The organism is Variovorax sp. CF079, assembly GCF_900101545.1.
Taxonomy (GTDB): domain Bacteria; phylum Pseudomonadota; class Gammaproteobacteria; order Burkholderiales; family Burkholderiaceae_C; genus Variovorax.
This window is the reverse complement of sequence record NZ_FMZU01000011.1, coordinates 184,820-203,880: the sequence shown is the minus strand read 5'-3', so window position 1 is coordinate 203,880 and position 19,061 is coordinate 184,820. Positions and strand designations below refer to the sequence as shown.

Genomic DNA, 19,061 nt, shown 5'->3' with positions numbered 1-19,061 from the left:
ATCAATTGATGAAAACCACTAGTCGAATCAATTGAATCGATATTCGATTCTTTCGAGTGAGGTCGCTATACTCTTCTGCGATGGACGCCCCACTGAAATCCGCCCCCGACGACAGCAGCAGCCTGCTTTTCAACCAGTCGCTGGAAAAAGGGCTGGCCGTCCTGCGCGCCTTCAGTGCACAGCGGCGCACCATGACGCTGGCGGAAGTGGCCACAGCCACGGACATCAACAAGAGCTCGGCGCAGCGCATGGTCTTCACGCTGGAGCGGCTGGGCTATGTGCGAAAGCATCCCCAGACGCGGCGCTACCAGCTCACGCCGCGCGTGATGGAAATAGGCTTCAACTACCTGGCGGCCGATCCGCTGATCGACCTGGCCAACCCCTTCCTGTCGGAGCTGACCAAGGTCACCACGGAAACCTCCAACCTCACGGAGCCGGACGGGCTCGACATGGTCTACGTCGCCCGCTTCGTCAGCGCGCAGTTCGTGCCCGTCCACATGCCGATCGGCAGTCGGATCCCGATGTACTGCACGGCCTCCGGACGCGCCTACCTGAGCGCGCTTCCGGAGAGCGAGGCGCTGGCGCTGATCGAGGCCTCGGATCGCGTGGCCCACACGGTCCACACCCGCACCGCGGTCGAGGACATCCTGGAGGCGCTGCGCCAGGCGAGGCTGCAGGGTTTCGCCACCAACAGCGAGGAGCTCTTCCTCGGCGACATGACCGTGGCGGCGCCCGTGCTGGGCAGCAACGGCCGGCCCGTGGCGGCCGTGCATGTGGTGGCGCCCACGAGCCGCTGGACGATGGATGACGCCGTGCGCAAGCTCGGCCCGACGCTGCTGCAATGCGCGCGGTCGCTGACGGGGTCGGTGCGGGGCATCGGCTGAGCGCCCCGCCACTACGCCTAGAAATCCAGCTTGGCGCTCAAGCTGAGGGTGCGCGGGTCACCGGGCTTGATGTAGTTCGCATACTGGTATTCCCAGTAGCGCTTGTTGGTCAGGTTGTTGACCGCCACGCGGAAGGTCGTGTCGTGGCCGCCGATGCGTGTCGTGTAGCTCGCGCCGATGTTCGCGACCGTGTAGCCGGCGAGTTTCAGCTGGTTCGAGGCGTTGAGCATGGTGCCGCCCGTGTACTTCGCGTCTGCCGACAGCTTGAGACCCGGCACCTGCGGCACCGCATAGGACAGCTGCGCCGTCGCCACGAAGTTCGGCGCACCCGCCACGCGGTTGCCGACAACGTCGCTGCCGCGCTGGTAGGAGGTGTCGAGGAACATCAGGTTGCCGCCGAGCTGCCATTGCGATCCCAGGCGGGTGGAGGCGCCCAGTTCGAGGCCTTGGTAGATGGACTGCCCGTCCTGCACCAGGACGTTCTGGCTGTTCGCGTATTCGGCTCCGCGTTCGATGCGGAACAGGGCGGCCGTGGCGCTCCAGCGTTCGCGCTGGGTCTTGATGCCCAGTTCGTACTGCTTGCTCTTGAGCGGATTCAGGAGGTCACGGTAGTTGGCATAGGTGATGCCCACCGAAGCGCCTTGCTCGAGGGATTCGACATAGCTGGTATAGAGCGTCGTGTCAGGCGCCGGCTTGAACATCAGCGCCAGCGTGGGCGTCACCACGCCGCTCTTGGTGTATTGCGAAGACCTGGCGCCGGCGATGCTGTAGCTGTTCTGCTCGTAGTTGGTGCTGCGCAGGCCAAGCAGCGCGGACCACTGGTCCGACAGCTTCACGGTGTCGCTGGCGAAGATCGCGCGCTGCGTGATGTCGCTGTCGCGGTAGATCGAGAAGTCGGTCACGCTGGCATAGCTGTTGGCGTTCTGCGTGTAGAGGTTGCCGGTGCCGATCTGCTGGTAGACGCTGTTGCTGCTGTAGTCGTTGGTCTGCTTTTGCCAGGACGCGCCCAGGGTCAGCTGGTGTTCGATGGCACCCGTGCGCAACACGCCTTGCGCCATCGCCTGCCATTGGTCGAAGCGATGGCCCTCGCTGCTGTCGGAGCGGAAGTCGTTGTAGTTGCCGCTCGGATCCAGCAGGTAGGCGATGCCCTCGTTGCGACTGCGTGTGGCCGTGCTGTGGCTGTAGCTGGTGCTCAGCGTCCAATCGGGTGACAGCTTGTACTGGAGCCCGGTCGAGTAGAGCTTCAGATCGGTGTCGAGGTGCTGTCCGGGCCCCACGAGGCGCTGGTTGTCGCCTCGGATTGCGGTGGGCAGCTGTGCCCCGACATAGCTGCCGGTGAAGATCGACGGGGTCTGGTCCGTGGAGTTCCGCTTCTGGTACAGCGCGTCGAAATTCCAGCTCAGGTCGCGCGTCAGCCTGGCGTCGAGCGCCAGCGACACGGAATCGCGGCGGATGCCGCCGTCGTTGAAGGTCTTGCCTTCCTCGTGCGTGGCGTTGAGCCGGTAGCCGAAGCGGTCGTCGGCGCCGAAGCGCCCGCCGAGGTCGACGTGCTCGCTCCACACGCTGTCGGACTTGTAGCCGACCTCGATGCTCCTCACCGGCCGATCGGTCGGCCTCTTGGACACGTAGTTCACGATGCCGCCCGGCGATCCGAAGCCGTACATGAAGCCGGACGAGCCCTTGAGCAATTCGATCTGCTCGAAGTGCTCGTAGGGCAGGGTGATGGCATAGCTGAGGAAGGGCTTGCCGTCGATCCGATAGGCGTTCTGCCAATCCAGCGGCAGGCCCCGGACCGTGATGTAGCTGGCCCAACTGCTGTAGGCGCCGCTGTTGTCGGAGACCGAGGCGTCGAGGGCGAACACGTCGCCCAGCTTCGATACCTGGCGTTCCGCCAGGTCATGGTTCCTGACCACAGTGGTGGAGAAGGGCGTTTCAAGTTGCGTCCGCGCGCCGAGGGCGCCGCTGCTTACCTTCGTATCGAGGTGCTGGGACGTGTCGTCCTGCGACGCGGTCACGGTCACGACCGGCAGCGCTTTTTGTTCGCTCGTGGCCTCTTGCGCCTCGGCGCGGCCGCCCTGGGCGGCGGCCCATAGAACGAGCAGCGTTGCGCCGGTGTGCAGACTCAGCGTCGAGCGCTTGAAAGGGGGTGCAGAGGCCGATTTTGGCGACCGGTGGGTTTTGGCTGTGGCAATGGGTGTGAGTCTGACGTTCAACAATTTCTATCTCAGTAGTACAAATAGCAATCATTATCATTCACATTTAGGAGAAATCTTGGAGCCGATCGCTCGATATGGAATGGGAATTCGGAGCGCCGACCGCGTGAGAAACTACGGGCCTCAGCCTTTCAAGCGCATCTAAGTTGTTGAATCACAAAGAGAAGATCATCTCGGTCGCACCGATGATGGATTGGACCGACCGCCACTGCCGCTACCTTCACCGGCTGCTGACGCGCCGCGCCTTGCTCTACACCGAGATGGTGACCACGGGCGCGCTGGTGCACGGCGACGTGCCGCGGCATCTTCGTTTCAACGCCGAGGAACATCCGGTCGCGCTGCAACTCGGCGGCAGCGAGCCGGCCGAGCTCGCGCATTGCGCCAAGCTCGGCGAGGAATGGGGTTACGACGAGATCAACCTCAACTGCGGCTGCCCAAGCGAGCGCGTGCAACGCGGCGCTTTCGGCGCCTGCCTGATGAACGAGCCGCAGCTGGTGGCCGACTGCGTGAAGGCGATGGTCGACGTGGTGAAGGTGCCGGTCACCGTCAAGCACCGCATTGGCATCGACAAGACCGAGAGCTACGAGTTCGTGCGCGATTTCGTCGGCGCGGTGAGCGAAGCGGGTTGCCGCACCTTCATCGTCCATGCGCGCAACGCCTGGCTCAAGGGCCTGTCGCCCAAGCAGAACCGCGAGGTGCCGCCGCTGCGCTACGAGCTGGTGCACCGGCTGAAGCACGACTTCCCCGAGCTCGTTTTTTCGATCAACGGCGGCTTCGACGACAACGCGCAGATGCATGCGCACCTGCGCCTGCTCGACGGCGTCATGATCGGGCGCGAGGCCTATCACAACCCCTGGTGGCTCAGCGAATGGGACGCGGCCTTCTACAAGGAAGCGCCTTCCACGCTCACGCGCGAAGAGGTCGAGCTAGCGATGTGCGACTACATGGTGCGCGAGGCCGCCGAGCACGGCACGCCGTGGTCGAACATCGCGCGCCACATGCTGGGCCTGCGCAACGGCCTCGCGGGGGCGCGCCGCTGGCGTCAAGTGTGGAGCGACCACAGGCTCAAGGCGCTGGCGCCGCACGACGTGATGGCGCTCGCGCACGAGCCTGTGGCGCAGGCGGCCTGATCAGGCCGCCATCAGCCGCGCTTCGGGCACGTCCTCGATGGTGGTGCGGCGCAGCTCGCGGCGATGTCGTAGCGCCTGCCGCGGTGCAGGGTGCTGCTGAGCGGCTTCAGGTCGCGGCTTCCAAACCGTTCTTGAAGTGCTGCTGCATGCGCGCCATGGCAGCAGCCGGATCGCGCGCCTGGATCGCGGCCATGATCGCGCGGTGCTCCTTGAGCGACTCGGCGATGCGGCCCGACTTCAACAGCGAGTTGTGCCGGTTGAGCTTCATCACCTTGCGCAGGTCGGCCACCATCTGGTCGCGCCAGCGGTTGTCGGCGATGGCCAAGAGCCGCATATGGAAGCGCTCGTTGACCGCGAAGAAGTGGGCGCGGTCCACCTTGCCGGGGGCGGCAGCGGCTTCGAGCTCGGCGTGCAGCGCTTCCAGCTCGGCCAGCTGCGCCTCGGAAACGTGTTCAGCCACCACGCCGGCGGCATCGCTTTCGAGCAGGCTCAGCAGGTGATAGACGTCGGCCAGGTCTTTCTCGGACACCTCGGTCACATAGGCGCCGCGCCGCACTTTCATCGTGACCAGGCCCTCCGCCGCCAGCACCTTCAGCGCCTCGCGCAGCGGCGTGCGGCTGATGCCGTATTCCTCCGCCAGCTTGAGTTCGTCGATCCAGCTGCCGGGCTCGAGCTCGCGGTTGAAGATGCGCTGGCGCAGCAGCTCCGCCACCTCTTCATAGAGGGCACGCGGGGTCAGGGTGAGGGCGGACATGTACGGAATGTACCGCAAGTACGGACTCTGAATTAATAATTACAGATGGGTTAGACTCGCCTTGAACTGTCTCGCCCCTGCGTGGACACTCCTCGACACTTGCACGACCTTGCAAAGCGGCGCCCATGAGCAAATCCGAACCGAACTTCAAAACCGCGACCCTCGAAGCCTGGACCCAAGCCGCTGCCAAGTCTGCTCCGGGCGGAGACCTGTCGGCGCTGAACTGGATCACGCCCGACGGCATCACCGTCAAGCCGCTGTACACCGCCGCCGACCTGCAGGGCCTGAAGTACACCGACACGCTGCCGGGCTTCGAGCCCTACCTGCGCGGACCGCAAGCCACCATGTACGCGGTGCGCCCGTGGACCATCCGGCAGTACGCGGGCTTCTCGACCGCCGAGGAGTCGAACGCCTTCTATCGCAAGGCGCTGGCCGCGGGCGGGCAGGGCGTGAGCGTGGCCTTCGACCTCGCCACGCACCGCGGCTACGACAGCGACCATCCGCGCGTGACCGGCGACGTCGGCAAGGCCGGCGTGGCGATCGACAGCGTGGAGGACATGAAGATCCTGTTCGACCAGATCCCGCTCGACAAGGTCAGCGTCTCGATGACCATGAACGGAGCGGTGCTGCCGGTGCTCGCGGGCTACATCGTCGCGGCCGAGGAACAGGGGGTCGCGCAGGACCAGCTCTCGGGGACCATCCAGAACGACATCCTCAAGGAGTTCATGGTCCGCAACACCTACATCTTTCCGCCCGAGCCTTCGATGCGCATCATCGGGGACATCATCGAGTACACGGCCCAGAAGATGCCGAAGTTCAACTCGATCTCGATCAGCGGCTATCACATGCAGGAGGCCGGCGCCAACCAGGCGCTCGAGCTCGCCTTCACGCTGGCCGACGGCAAGGAGTACGTGAAGACCGCGCTGGCCAAGGGCCTGGACGTCGACGGCTTCGCCGGGCGCCTGAGCTTCTTCTGGGCCATCGGCATGAACTTCTACCTCGAGGTGGCCAAGATGCGCGCGGCGCGCCTGCTGTGGTGCCGGATCATGAAGGAGTTCAACCCCAAGAACCCCAAGAGCCTGATGCTGCGCACCCATTGCCAGACATCGGGCTGGAGCCTGACCGAGCAGGACCCGTACAACAACGTGGTGCGCACCACCATCGAGGCGATGGCGGCGGTGTTCGGCGGCACGCAGAGCCTGCACACCAACGCGCTCGACGAAGCCATCGCGCTGCCGACCGAGTTCAGCGCGCGCATCGCGCGCAACACGCAACTCATCATCCAGGAAGAGACGCACATCACGAACGTGATCGACCCGTGGGCCGGCAGCTACATGATGGAGAAACTCACGCAGGACATGGCCGACGCCGCCTGGGCGATCATCGAGGAGGTCGAGGCCATGGGCGGCATGACCAAGGCGGTGGACAGCGGTTGGGCCAAGCTCAAGATCGAGGCGGCCGCAGCCGACAAGCAGGCGCGCATCGATTCGGGCCGGGACGTGATCGTCGGCGTCAACAAGTACAAGCTCGAGTCCGAGGACACGCACGACATTCTTCAGATCGACAACGTCAAGGTGCGCGACGGCCAGATCGCCAGGCTCAAGGCGATCCGCGAGAAGCGCGACGGCGCTGCGGTGCAAGCGGCGCTCGATGCGCTCACGGCGGCTGCAGAAAGCGGCAAGGAAAATCTGCTCGACCTGAGCGTCCAGGCGGTGCGCCTGCGCGCCACGGTCGGCGAGATCAGCGACGCGCTCGAAAAGGTCTACGGCCGGCACCGCGCCGACACGCAGAAGGTGACTGGCGTCTATGCCGCCGCCTACGACTCGGCCGAAGGCTGGGAGGCGCTGCAGCACGAGATTGCGGCCTTCGCCGAAGAGCAGGGCCGGCGCCCGCGCGTGATGATCTCCAAGCTCGGCCAGGACGGCCACGACCGCGGCGCGAAGGTCGTCGCCACCGCCTTCGCCGACCTCGGCTTCGACGTCGACATGGGGCCGCTGTTTCAGACCCCCGAGGAGTGTGCGCGCCAGGCGATCGAGAACGATGTGCATGCGGTGGGTGTGAGCACCCTCGCGGCGGGCCACAAGACGCTGGTACCGGCGATCATCCAGGAGCTGAAGAAGCAGGGCGCCGACGACATCATCGTCTTCGTCGGCGGCGTGATTCCGCGGCAGGACTACGACTTTCTGTACGAGGCAGGCGTCAAGGGCATCTACGGTCCGGGCACGCCGATTCCGGCCAGCGCCAAGGACGTCCTGGAACAGATTCGCGCGGCGGTTGCCGCCTGAGCATGCCGGTTCGAACTCCGGTCACAGCCGAAGCACTGGTTGCAGCGGACGGCCCGCAGCAACGCCGCGCCATCGCCAAGGCCATCACGCTGCTCGAATCCACGCGCCCCGATCACCGCACCCAAGCCGACGAACTGCTCACGGCGTTGCTGCCGCACACCGGCAAGTCCTTCCGGCTCGGCATCTCCGGCGTGCCCGGTGTCGGCAAGTCGACCTTCATCGAGACGCTGGGCCTCCATCTGATCGGGCAGGGCCATCGCGTCGCGGTGCTCACGATCGACCCTTCGTCCACGGTGTCGGGCGGCTCGATCCTCGGGGACAAGACGCGCATGGAGAAGCTGTCGGTCCATGAACGCGCCTACATCCGGCCCAGCCCCTCGAGCGGCACGCTGGGCGGAGTGGCCGAGAAGACGCGCGAGGCGATGCTGGTGTGCGAAGCCGCGGGCTACGACATCGTGATCGTCGAAACCGTGGGTGTCGGCCAGAGCGAGACCGCGGTCTCCGGCATGACCGACATGTTTGTGCTGCTGCAACTGCCAAATGCCGGCGACGACCTGCAGGCGATCAAGAAGGGCGTGATGGAGCTGGCCGACCTGGTCGTCATCAACAAGGCCGACATCGACAAGGATGCGGCGACGCGCGCGCAGGCCCAGATCACTTCGGCGCTGCGGCTCTTCGGCCATCACGGCAATCCGGCGCACGCGCAGCACATGCACGCGGCCCATGCGGCGCCCGGTTCGCCGGAAGCGGAAGTGCGCTTCTGGCTGCCCAAGGTGATCCAGCTGAGCGCGCTGCTGGGCACCGGCATCGACGCCTTCTGGGCCGCGGTGCTGCAGTTCAAGGCGCTGCAAACCGCCAACGGCAAGCTTGCCACGCGCCGCGAAAAACAGGCGCTCGCGTGGATGTGGGAACGCATCGACGCAGGGCTCAAGCAGGCTTTTCGCCAGCATCCGCAGGTGCGCGAGCTGCTGCCGCAGGCCAGCGCCCAGGTGGCGGCCGGCACGCTGCCGGCCTCGACCGCCGCACGCAATCTGCTCGCAGCCCAGGCGGGGCGGGCGCAGTTCAACACTTCCGACAGGACGACATGAAAGAAATCCTCGAACACCTCGAAAAACGGCGCGCGCAGGCGCGGCTCGGCGGTGGCCAGAAGCGCATCGATGCCCAGCATGCCAAGGGCAAGCTGACGGCGCGCGAACGCATCGAACTCCTGCTCGACGACAACACCTTCGAAGAGTGGGACATGTTCGTCGAGCACCGCTCCAGCGACTTCGGCATGGCCGACAACAAGATCCCCGGCGACGGCGTGGTCACCGGCTACGGCATGATCAACGGCCGCCTGGTCTTCGTCTTCAGCCAGGACTTCACCGTCTTCGGCGGCGCGCTCAGCGAAGCGCATGCCGAGAAGATCTGCAAGGTGATGGACCAGGCGATGAAGGTCGGCGCACCGGTCATCGGCCTCAACGACTCGGGCGGCGCCCGCATCCAGGAAGGCGTGGCCTCGCTCGGCGGCTATGCCGAGGTGTTCCAGCGCAACGTGATGGCTTCCGGCGTGGTGCCGCAGATCAGCATGATCATGGGCCCGTGCGCGGGCGGCGCGGTGTATTCGCCGGCCATGACCGACTTCATCTTCATGGTGCGCGACAGCTCCTACATGTTCGTCACGGGCCCCGACGTGGTGAAGACCGTGACCCACGAGGACGTGACGGCCGAGGAGCTCGGTGGCGCCACCACGCACACCACCAAGAGCGGCGTGGCCGACATGGCTTTCGAGAACGACGTCGAGGCGCTGATGATGCTGCGCCGGCTCTACAACTACCTGCCGCTCAACAACCGCGAGAAGGCGCCGGTGCGCCCGAGCGGCGACCCGGCCGATCGCGCCGACCTGTCGCTCGACACCCTGGTGCCCGACAACCCGAACAAGCCCTACGACATGAAGGAGCTGATCGTGAAGGTGGTCGACGACGGCGAGTTCTTCGAGCTGCAGCCCGACTACGCGAAGAACATCGTGATCGGCTTCGCGCGCATGGAGGGGCAGAGCGTCGGCGTCGTCGCCAACCAGCCGCTGGTGCTGGCCGGTTGCCTGGACATCAAGTCCTCGATCAAGGCTGCACGCTTCGTGCGCTTCTGCGATGCCTTCAACATCCCGGTCGTCACCTTTGTCGATGTGCCCGGCTTCATGCCCGGCACCAGCCAGGAGTACGGCGGCATCATCAAGCACGGCGCGAAGCTGCTCTACGCCTATGCCGAGTGCACGGTGCCGAAGATCACGGTGATCACGCGCAAGGCCTACGGCGGCGCCTACGACGTGATGGCCTCCAAGCATTTGCGCGGCGACGTCAATCTCGCCTGGCCGCGTGCCGAGATCGCGGTGATGGGCGCCAAGGGCGCGGTGGAGATCATCTTCCGCGAGGACAAGAACGATCCCGAGAAGCTGGCCGCGCGCGAGGCCGAATACAAGGCGCGCTTCGCCAATCCCTACGTGGCGGGCACGCGCGGCTACATCGACGATGTGATCCTGCCGAGCGAAACGCGCAAGCGCATCTGCCGCAGCCTGGTGATGTTGCGCGAGAAGAAGCTCGACAACCCGTGGCGCAAGCACGGAAACATCCCGCTCTGAGCCGGAGACAACAACATGTTCAAGAAAATCCTGATTGCGAATCGCGGCGAGATCGCTTGCCGCGTTATCAAGACCGCGAAGAAGATGGGCATCCTCACGGTCGCGGTGTATTCCGATGCCGACAAGGACGCGCGCCATGTCGAGCTGGCCGACGAGGCCGTGCACATCGGCGCCTCGCCGAGCCGCGAGAGCTACCTGCAGGCCGAGCGCATCATCGCCGCCTGCAAGAAGACCGGCGCCCAAGCCGTGCACCCGGGCTACGGCTTCCTGTCCGAGAACGAAGGCTTCGCGAAGAAGGTCGAGGAAGAGGGCATCGTCTTCATCGGCCCCAAGCACTACTCGATCGCGGCCATGGGCGACAAGATCGCCTCGAAGAAGCTTGCGAACGAGGCCAAGGTCAACACCATCCCGGGTTGGAACGACGCGATCGAAACGGCCGAGCGCGCGGTGGAGATCGCGCGCGGGGTCGGCTATCCGGTGATGATCAAGGCCTCGGCCGGCGGCGGCGGCAAGGGCCTGCGCGTGGCCTTCAACGACAAGGACGCCTTCGAGGGCTTCACCTCCTGCCGCAACGAGGCGCGCAACAGCTTCGGCGACGACCGCGTGTTCATCGAAAAGTTCGTCGAGGAGCCGCGCCACATCGAGATCCAGGTGCTCGGCGACGCGCACGGCAACGTGATCTACCTCAACGAGCGCGAGTGCTCGATCCAGCGGCGCCACCAGAAGGTGATCGAAGAGGCGCCGTCGCCTTTCATCAGCGAGGCCACGCGCAAGGCCATGGGCGAGCAGGCGGTGGCACTCGCCAAGGCGGTGAACTACCAGAGCGCAGGCACGGTGGAGTTCGTGGTCGGCAAGGACCAGAGCTTCTACTTCCTCGAGATGAACACGCGGCTGCAGGTGGAGCATCCGGTGACGGAGGCGATCACCGGGCTGGACCTGGTCGAGCTCATGATCCGCGTGGCCGCGGGCGAGAAGCTGCCGCTGGCGCAGGAAGAGGTACAGCGCAACGGCTGGGCCATCGAGTGCCGCATCAACGCCGAAGATCCGTTCCGCAATTTCCTGCCGTCGACCGGACGGCTGGTGCGCTTCCAGCCGCCGAAGGAGACGCTGTTCGCCGCGGAGCGCCCGGCTTCGAGCGCCTACGGCGGCGTGCGGGTCGACACCGGCGTCTACGACGGCGGCGAGATCCCGATGTTCTACGACTCGATGATCGCCAAGCTGATCGTGCACGGGCGCGACCGCAACCATGCGATCGCGCTGATGCGCGAGGCGCTCAACGGCTTCGTGATCCGCGGCATCGGCAGCAACATCCCGTTCCAGGCCGCGCTGCTCGCGCATCCCAAGTTCGTGAGCGGCGAATTCAACACCGGCTTCATCGCCGAGCACTACGGCAAGGGTTTCCATGCCGAGGACGTGCCGCACGACGATCCGGATTTCCTGGTCGCGCTGGCAGCCTACATGCACCGGCGCTACCGCGCGCGCGCCTCGGGCATCAGCGGGCAGCTCGAGGGGCACAGTGTGAAAGTGGGCGAGCAGTTCGTGGCGGTCGTGCTCGATGCGAAGGGGCAGCATGTGCACACGCCCGTCACGGTCAACGACTTCCACGGGCAGACGGGTTCCAGCGCGGTCGTGGTGGGTGCCCACAGCTACAAGATCGACAGCCATGCGCCGCTCGGCAGCGTCCGTGTCGAGGGCACGGTGAACGGCCGCGCCTTTACCGCGCAGGTCGAGCGGGGTGCCGGCAAGAATCCGCTGGCGCTGCGCGTTTCGCACAACGGCACACAGATCGAAGCGATCGTGCTCTCGCCGCTGGGGTCGCGCTTGTCGAAGCTCATGCCCTACAAGGCGCCGCCGGACCTCAGCAAGTTCCTGATGTCGCCGATGCCGGGCCTTTTGGTCGAGGTCTCGGTGCAGCCGGGCCAGCAGGTGCAGGCCGGCGAGAAGCTTGCGGTGATCGAGGCAATGAAGATGGAAAACGTGCTCTTCGCCACGCAGGATGGCGTGGTCGGCAGCATCTCGGCCGCCAAGGGCGAATCGCTCGCGGTCGATCAAGTGATCCTGGAGTTTGCATGATGGGTGTCAACGATCTGCTTCCGGCTGCTAAAGCCGTTACCCTGCATCGGCCGGCCGCCAAGCCGGCGGCGCCGCGCGGTCCCTGGCCGGTCGAGGCCGTGCAGGCCTTGCTCGACAAGCCCTTCAACGACCTGCTGTTCGAAGCCCAGACCGTGCATCGTGCGCACTTCCCCGAGGGCGACATCGAGCTGGCCACACTGCTGTCGGTCAAGACCGGCGGCTGCCCCGAGAACTGCGGCTACTGTCCGCAGTCCGCCGAATTCGACACCGGCGTGAAGGCGCAGAAGCTGATGGAAGTCGAGGAGGTCGTGCGCGCTGCTCAGGCGGCCAAGGACGCCGGCGCCACGCGCTTCTGCATGGGTGCGGCCTGGCGCGCGCCCAAGGACCGCGACGTCGAGAAGGTGGCGGTGCTGGTGGAAGCAGTCAAGGGCCTGGGCCTGCAGACCTGCGCCACGCTGGGCATGCTCGAGCCGCAGCATGCGAAGCAGCTCAAGGCCGCGGGCCTGGACTACTACAACCACAACCTCGACACCGCGCCCGAGTATTACGGCGACATCGTCGACACGCGCACCTATCAGGACCGGCTCGACACGCTGGCCCACGTGCGCGCCGCCGGCATCAGCGTGTGCTGCGGGGGCATCGTCGGCATGGGCGAGACGCCGGTGCACCGCGCGGGCCTGATCGCGCAGCTGGCCAATCTCGATCCTTATCCGGAGTCCGTGCCCATCAACAGCCTGGTGCGCGTGCCGGGCACGCCGCTGGCCGATGCCGACCCGATCGACCCATTGGACTTCGTGCGCATGATCGCCGTGGCGCGTATCACGATGCCCAAGGCGCGTGTGCGGCTGTCTGCCGGCCGGCAGCAGTTGGGCGAAGCGGTGCAGGCGCTGTGCTTCCTGGCCGGCGCCAACTCGATCTTCTATGGCGACAAGCTGCTGGTGACCGGCAACCCGGACGTGGAAGCCGACGTGCAACTGCTGCGCAAGCTGGGGCTCGAGGCGCGGCGGACCAGCGAACAAGGAGCATGTGCATGAACCGTCCTTTCAAGGTGCTCGGCGTCCAGCAGATCGCGATCGGCGGGCCCGACAAGACGCGCCTGAAGAAGCTCTGGGTCGAAATGCTCGGCCTCGAAGTGACCGGCACCTTCAAGAGCGAGCGCGAGAACGTCGACGAGGACATCTGCGTGATCGGCAGCGGACCTTTCAAGGTCGAGGTCGACCTGATGCAGCCGCTCGATCCCGAGAAGAAGCCGGCCGTCCATACCACGCCGCTCAATCACGTGGGCCTGTGGATCGACGATCTGCCTGCCGCCGTCGGATGGCTCGGCGCCCAGGGCGTGCGCTTCGCGCCGGGCGGCATCCGCAAGGGCGCGGCCGGTTTCGACATCTGTTTTCTGCACCCCAAGGGCAACGAGGAGTTCCCGATCGCGGGCGAAGGCGTGCTGATCGAACTCGTGCAGGCGCCGCCGGAAGTGGTAGCGGCTTTCTCGGCCCTGGCGGCAGGCTGAGCGCTCAAGCGCCCATGCAGGGCAGCAGGGCGCCGAGGATCAGGTTTTCTTGCCGTCGGCACGCGAAGCGGCCGCAGCGCGCGCGCGTGCCAGGGCGGCTTCGATCACGGCACGTTTGCGGTCCGGCGCAGCTTCGGGCGCCTTGGCGACCCGAGGTTCGTCGTGCTTCTCGCGCCGCTTGCCGTGCGCCTCATAGCGCTTGCGTGCCTGATCGGCTTGGGCCTGCGACCAGGCTTGCCAGCCGCTCTTGCCCGGCGTCGCCACTTCGAGCGAAATGCAGTCGACCGGGCAGGCCGGAATGCAGAGTTCGCAGCCCGTGCAGTGTGTTTCGATCACGGTGTGCATGCGCTTGTGGATGCCGAGGATCGCGTCGGTCGGGCAGGCGTCGAGGCACAGCGTGCAGCCGATGCACCAGGCCTCGTCGATCACGGCCAGGGCGCGTGGGCCTTCGGCGCCGAATTGCGGGTCGATCGGCCGCACCGGCTGGCCGGTGAGCTGCGACAGGCGCGCCACGCCTTCGGCGCCGCCCGGCGGGCATTGGTGGATGCCGGCACTGCCTTCTGCAATGGCTTGTGCGTACCCGGCGCAATCGGGATAGCCGCAGCGCGTGCACTGCGTTTGGGGCAGTGCGTCGAGGATGCGTGCAGCCAGCGCGTACACGGCCCTGGATCGTCAACGCGCAGCGCCGCGCGTCCGCCGCGCAGGGGCGGACTTGCGCGCCACGGCAGGGCGCTTGGCCGCCGCAGCGGCCTTGACCGTGTCTTCGGCCGTCACGCTGGAGCGCTCGGCGCGCTTTTGCGGCTGGTCGTGCGCGGCGATGAAGGCCTTCACCTCGGGGTAGACCCGTTCGCGCCAGCGGCGACCGCTGAAGATGCCGTAGTGGCCGGCGCCCTTGACTTCGTAGTGCTGCTGATGGGCGGCGCTGACGCCGGTGCACAGTTCGTGCGCGGCGCGGGTCTGGCCGGAGCCCGAGATGTCGTCCAACTCGCCCTCGATCGTCAGCAGGCCGGTCGAATGGATGTCCTGCGGACGTACGCGCTCGAGCACGCCTTCGGGGCTCTTCACTTCCCAGGTGCCGTTGACAAGCTCGAAGTCCTGGAACACGGTGCGAATGGTGTCGAGGTAGTAGTCCGCATCCATGTCGAGCACGGCGTTGTACTCGTCATAGAACTTGCGGTGTGCCTCGGCGCTCGCGTCGTCGCCCTTGATCAGGTCCTTGAAGTAGTCGTAGTGGCTGCTTGCATGGCGATCCGGATTCATTGCGACGAAACCGGTGTGCTGCAGAAAGCCCGGGTACACGCGGCGGCCGACGCCCGGAAAGCCCTCCGGCACCCGATAGATCACGTTGTTCTCGAACCACTCGTAGCTCTTGTTCATCGCCAGGTTGTTGACGGCGGTGGGCGACTTGCGGGCATCGATGGGACCGCCCATCATGGTCAGCGACAGCGGAATCTTCTCGCCGCGGCTGGCCATCAGCGACACCGCAGCCAGCACCGGCACCGTGGGCTGGCAGACGCTGATCACGTGGCAGTGTCCGTACTCGGCCTGCAGGTGGCGGATGAACTCCTGAACATAGTTGATGTAGTCGTCGAGGTGGAACTCGCCTTCGGACAACGGGACGAGGCGCGCATTGACCCAGTCGGTGACGTAGACCTTGTGATCCTGCAGCATGGTGCGCACGGTGTCGCGCAAAAGCGTTGCGTAGTGGCCCGACAAGGGCGCCACGATCAGCACCACGGGCTGGCTCTTGAGCGTCTGCAGGGTGTGCGGCTCGTCGGTGAAACGCTTGAAGCGCCGCAGCTGGCAGAAGGGCTTCTCGATCTCGACGACTTCCTGGATCACCACATCATCGCCGTCGACCTTGACAGTCTTGATGTCGAACTCCGGTTTCTCATAGTCCTTGCCCAGGCGGTAGAGGAGGTCGTACCCGGCCGCCATGCGCTGCGCCAGCGGTGTTTGGCCGAAGACGGCGCCTTGACCGTAGAGCTTGGAGGCAGCCTGCGCGAAGTCGGCGAACGGCTCCATCAGGGAGCGTTGTGCTTCGTAGAGTTGATAGAGCATGAGGTCTGCGCGTTATGGGATGTTGCGATGCAATATATCAGCGGCGCAGACCAAATGTGCTAGGCACAAACACCCAATTGGTCTGGCCAATTTGTATCAGATGACCTTGGCGATGCTCTGGCAGACGTGGTCGATGTTCTTGCTGTTGAGCGCGGCCACGCACATGCGGCCGGTGTCGGTGCCGTAGACGCCGAACTCTTCGCGCAGGCGCACCATCTGGTCCTTGCTGAGGCCCGAGTAGCTGAACATGCCGATCTGCGTGGTGATGAAGCTCATGTCTTCCTTGACGCCGGCGGCCTTGAGGCCGTCGACCAGCTTCTGGCGCATCGCCTTGATGCGCACGCGCATCTCGCCGAGCTCTTGTTCCCACAGCGCGCGCAGTTCGGGCGTGCCGAGCACGGTTGCGACCACGGCGCCCCCGTGCGTCGGCGGGTTGCTGTAGTTGGTGCGGATCGCGACCTTGAGCTGGCTCAGCACGCGCGCGGCTTCTTCCTTGCTTTCGCACAGCACCGAGAGGGCGCCGACGCGTTCGCCGTAGAGGCTGAAGCTCTTGGAGAAGGAGGTCGAGACGAAGAAGTCCAGGCCGGCAGCGACGAACTTGCCGATGGCCGCGCCGTCCTCCTGGATGCCGTAGCCGAAGCCCTGATAGGCCATGTCGAGGAAGGCCACAAGCTTCTTTGACTTGACGGCCGCGACGACTTGGTCCCACTGGGCCGACGTGATGTCGTAGCCGGTCGGGTTGTGGCAGCAGGCGTGCAGCACGACGATGGTGCCGGCCGGGGCGGCGTTCAACGCGGCCAGCATGCCCTCGAAGTCGATGCCGCGCTTGGCAGCGTCGTAGTAGGGATAGCTTTCGACCGGGAAGCCGGCGTTGGTGAACAGGGCGCGGTGGTTTTCCCAGCTCGGGTCGCTGATCAGCACCTTGGCGTCGGGGTTGAGCTTCTTGAGGAAGTCGGCGCCGACCTTGAGGCCACCGGTTCCGCCGATGCCCTGGATGGTCGCGACGCGGCCGGACTTCACGGGCTCGCTGTCGGCGCCGAACACCAGGCCCTTCACGGCGTTGTCATAGGCCGCGATGCCGTCGATCGGCAGATAGCCGCGCGCGGTGGGCGTCTTGGTCATGCTCTGTTCGACCGCCTGTACGCACTGCAAGAGCGGCAGCTTGCCGTTGTCGTCGTAGTAGACGCCGACGCCGAGATTGACCTTGTTGGGGTTGCTGTCGGCGGCGAATTGCTCGTTGAGGCCCAGGATCGGGTCGCGCGGCGCCATCTCGACGGCGGTGAACATTGACATGGAAAAGTCCTTTGGGGGGTGATCGATGCACGGAACACCGGATCAGCGTTTAAGCTTTCCGGTTGCCTTGAATTTTACCGGCCGCGCCACCAACTCCCAGGGTCCACGCCATGCCAGAAATCACTGAAGCCATTCCCGAGCCGCAACACGCCGACCACGTCGGTCCTGCAAAGCAGGGCGAATTCATCAAGTTCCCCGGTTCGCCGTTCGAGCTCTACCAGCCTTATCCGCCTGCAGGCGATCAGCCGAACGCGATTGCCGGCCTGGTCGAGGGCGTGCAGGACGGAGAGGTGTTCCAGACCCTGCTCGGCGTCACCGGCTCGGGCAAGACCTTCACCATGGCCAACGTGATCGCGCGGCTGGGCCGGCCGGCCATCGTGTTCGCGCCCAACAAGACGCTGGCCGCGCAGCTTTACAGCGAGTTCCGCGAATTCTTTCCGAAGAACGCGGTCGAGTACTTCGTGAGCTACTACGACTACTACCAGCCCGAGGCCTACGTGCCGCAGCGCGACCTGTTCATCGAGAAAGACAGCTCGATCAACGAGCACATCGAGCAGATGCGGTTGTCGGCGACCAAGAGCGTGCTGGAGCGGCGCGACACCGTCATCGTGGCCACGGTGAGCGCGATTTACGGCATCGGCACGCCCGAGGACTACACGCAGATGCGCTTCATCATGCGCACCGGCGACAAGATCGGCCAGCGCGACGTGATCGGCCGGCTGATTCGCATGCAGTACACGCGCAACGAGCAGGATTTTTCGCGCGGCACCTTCCGCGTGCGCGGCGACACGATCGACGTGTTTCCGGCCGAGCACAGCGAGCTGGCGATCCGCATCGAGCTGTTCGACGACGAGATCGAGACGCTGCAGCTCTTCGATCCGCTCACGGGGCGCATCCGGCAGAAGATCCCGCGCTTCACGGTGTACCCCTCGAGCCACTACGTGACGCCGCGCGACAAGGTGCTGAGCGCGGTCGAGACCATCAAGATCGAGCTCGACGGCCGGCTCAAGGAGTTCGTGAGCCAGGGCAAGCTGGTCGAGGCGCAGCGGCTGGAGCAGCGCACGCGCTTCGATCTCGAAATGCTGGCCGAGATCGGCCACTGCAAAGGCATCGAGAACTACACCCGCCATCTCTCGGGCGCCGCGCCGGGCGAACCGCCCGCGACGCTGACCGACTACCTGCCGAAGGACGCGCTGATGTTCCTCGACGAGAGCCACCAGATGATCGGCCAGCTGGGCGGCATGTACAACGGCGACCGCGCGCGCAAGACCACGCTGGTCGAATACGGCTTCCGGCTGCCGTCGGCGCTCGACAATCGGCCGCTCAAGTTCGACGAGTTCGAAACGCGCATGCGGCAGTGCATCTTCGTCTCCGCTACGCCTGCGCAATACGAAAAGGACAACGCCGGCAACGTGGTCGAGCAGCTGGTGCGGCCGACCGGGCTGATCGACCCGGAAGTCGAGGTCCGCCCCGCTACCCACCAGGTGGACGACGTGCTGCAGGAAATCCGGCTGCGCGTCGACAAGAACGAGCGCGTGCTGATCACCACGCTCACCAAGCGCATGGCCGAGCAGTTGACCGACTACCTGAGCGACAACGGCGTCAAGGTGCGCTACCTGCACAGCGATGTCGACACGGTAGAGCGCGTCGAGATCCTGCGCGATCTGCGGCTCGGGGCCTTCGACGTGCTGGTCGGCATCAACTTGCTGCGCGAAGGCCTCGATATTCCCGAGGTGTCGCTGGTGGCGATCCTCGATGCCGACAAGGAAGGTTTTCTTCGCGCCGAGCGTTCGCTGATCCAGACCATCGGCCGGGCGGCGCGCAATCTGAACGGCAAGGCCATCCTGTATGCCGACCGAATGACCGACTCGATGACCAAAGCCATCGGCGAGACCGAGCGGCGGCGCGCGCGGCAGATCGCCCACAACGAGGCCCACGGCATCACGCCGCGCAGCATCGTGAAACAGGTGCGCGACCTGATCGACGGCGTCTACAGCGAAAAATCGACCAAGGAAGCCGCCAAGCGCGATCTCGAGCGCGCGAAGGTCGAGGACATGTCCGAAAAGGATGTCGCGCGCGAGATCAAGCGGCTGGAAAAGCTCATGCTGGAACATGCGCGCAACCTCGAGTTCGAGAAGGCCGCCCGGGTGCGCGACCAACTGGCGTTGTTGCGCGAGCAGGCTTTCGGCGCGCCCGGCAGGGACAACATCACAATACCGTCCGCGGGCGAGGCGGGCTCCTGAT

14 protein-coding genes are annotated in these 19,061 nt (G+C 65.5%); 9 read left to right on the top strand and 5 right to left on the bottom strand.

The genetic code is table 11. From position 1 onward, the window contains the following. Window positions 1–80 precede the first annotated feature (80 nt). Window positions 81–884 carry an IclR family transcriptional regulator gene (locus BLS74_RS16745; protein WP_093108206.1) on the top strand — a complete coding sequence of 268 codons (804 nt, stop codon included), beginning with the start codon at window positions 81–83 and terminating at the stop codon, window positions 882–884. Between the two features lie 17 nt (window positions 885–901). Here the strand turns inward: BLS74_RS16745 and BLS74_RS16740 are convergent, their stop codons facing one another. Further along, window positions 902–2,986 carry a TonB-dependent siderophore receptor gene (locus BLS74_RS16740; RefSeq protein ID WP_244503901.1) on the bottom strand — a complete coding sequence of 695 codons (2,085 nt, stop codon included), beginning with the start codon at window positions 2,984–2,986 and terminating at the stop codon, window positions 902–904. A 257-nt stretch (window positions 2,987–3,243) separates the two neighbouring features. Between BLS74_RS16740 and dusA the strand changes: the two genes are divergently transcribed. Then, window positions 3,244–4,227: a tRNA dihydrouridine(20/20a) synthase DusA gene (dusA, locus tag BLS74_RS16735; protein WP_280142636.1), complete on the top strand. Its 984-nt coding sequence runs from the start codon at window positions 3,244–3,246 to the stop codon at window positions 4,225–4,227. Window positions 4,228–4,333: 106 nt separating this feature from the next. Here the strand turns inward: dusA and BLS74_RS16730 are convergent, their stop codons facing one another. After that, window positions 4,334–4,981 carry a GntR family transcriptional regulator gene (locus BLS74_RS16730; RefSeq protein ID WP_093108204.1) on the bottom strand — a complete coding sequence of 216 codons (648 nt, stop codon included), beginning with the start codon at window positions 4,979–4,981 and terminating at the stop codon, window positions 4,334–4,336. Between the two features lie 125 nt (window positions 4,982–5,106). Here BLS74_RS16730 and scpA point away from each other — a divergent pair, with 125 nt between their 5' ends. The 6 genes from scpA to BLS74_RS16700 are packed head-to-tail and all read left to right on the top strand — an operon-like array spanning window position 5,107 to window position 13,463. Further along, window positions 5,107–7,266 carry a methylmalonyl-CoA mutase gene (scpA, locus tag BLS74_RS16725; protein WP_093108202.1) on the top strand — a complete coding sequence of 720 codons (2,160 nt, stop codon included), beginning with the start codon at window positions 5,107–5,109 and terminating at the stop codon, window positions 7,264–7,266. Window positions 7,267–7,268: 2 nt separating this feature from the next. Continuing rightward, the gene (meaB, locus tag BLS74_RS16720; protein WP_093108200.1) at window positions 7,269–8,354 is read left to right on the top strand and encodes a methylmalonyl Co-A mutase-associated GTPase MeaB; all 1,086 of its coding nucleotides are present in this window, start codon (window positions 7,269–7,271) and stop codon (window positions 8,352–8,354) included. After that, window positions 8,351–9,883 carry an acyl-CoA carboxylase subunit beta gene (locus tag BLS74_RS16715; RefSeq protein WP_093108198.1) on the top strand — a complete coding sequence of 511 codons (1,533 nt, stop codon included), beginning with the start codon at window positions 8,351–8,353 and terminating at the stop codon, window positions 9,881–9,883. The genes meaB and BLS74_RS16715 overlap by 4 nt, the downstream gene beginning before the upstream one ends. Window positions 9,884–9,898: 15 nt before the next feature. Then, the gene (locus BLS74_RS16710; protein ID WP_093108196.1) at window positions 9,899–11,956 is read left to right on the top strand and encodes an acetyl-CoA carboxylase biotin carboxylase subunit; all 2,058 of its coding nucleotides are present in this window, start codon (window positions 9,899–9,901) and stop codon (window positions 11,954–11,956) included. Continuing rightward, entirely contained in the window at window positions 11,956–12,990 is a 1,035-nt protein-coding gene (gene bioB, locus BLS74_RS16705) for a biotin synthase BioB (protein ID WP_093108194.1), read from the top strand. The genes BLS74_RS16710 and bioB overlap by 1 nt, the downstream gene beginning before the upstream one ends. Next, a complete protein-coding gene (locus tag BLS74_RS16700) occupies window positions 12,987–13,463 on the top strand; it encodes a VOC family protein (protein ID WP_093108192.1) in 477 nt (158 codons plus the stop codon). Before bioB ends, BLS74_RS16700 begins: the two co-directional genes overlap by 4 nt. Window positions 13,464–13,502: 39 nt before the next feature. On the opposite strand, the gene BLS74_RS16695 is transcribed toward BLS74_RS16700, so the two are convergent. From BLS74_RS16695 to BLS74_RS16685, 3 genes are all read right to left on the bottom strand, one after another. Then, complete coding sequence (locus BLS74_RS16695) at window positions 13,503–14,123, bottom strand: RnfABCDGE type electron transport complex subunit B (protein WP_093108190.1); 621 nt, start codon at window positions 14,121–14,123, stop codon at window positions 13,503–13,505. A 12-nt stretch (window positions 14,124–14,135) separates the two neighbouring features. Continuing rightward, window positions 14,136–15,524, bottom strand: coding sequence for a polyhydroxyalkanoate depolymerase (gene phaZ / locus BLS74_RS16690; RefSeq protein ID WP_093108188.1), 1,389 nt, complete (start codon window positions 15,522–15,524; stop codon window positions 14,136–14,138). Between the two features lie 96 nt (window positions 15,525–15,620). Then, window positions 15,621–16,817 carry an amino acid aminotransferase gene (locus BLS74_RS16685; RefSeq protein WP_093108186.1) on the bottom strand — a complete coding sequence of 399 codons (1,197 nt, stop codon included), beginning with the start codon at window positions 16,815–16,817 and terminating at the stop codon, window positions 15,621–15,623. A gap of 110 nt (window positions 16,818–16,927) precedes the next feature. Here BLS74_RS16685 and uvrB point away from each other — a divergent pair, with 110 nt between their 5' ends. Further along, entirely contained in the window at window positions 16,928–19,060 is a 2,133-nt protein-coding gene (gene uvrB / locus BLS74_RS16680; protein ID WP_093108184.1) for an excinuclease ABC subunit UvrB, read from the top strand. Window position 19,061 lies beyond the last annotated feature (1 nt).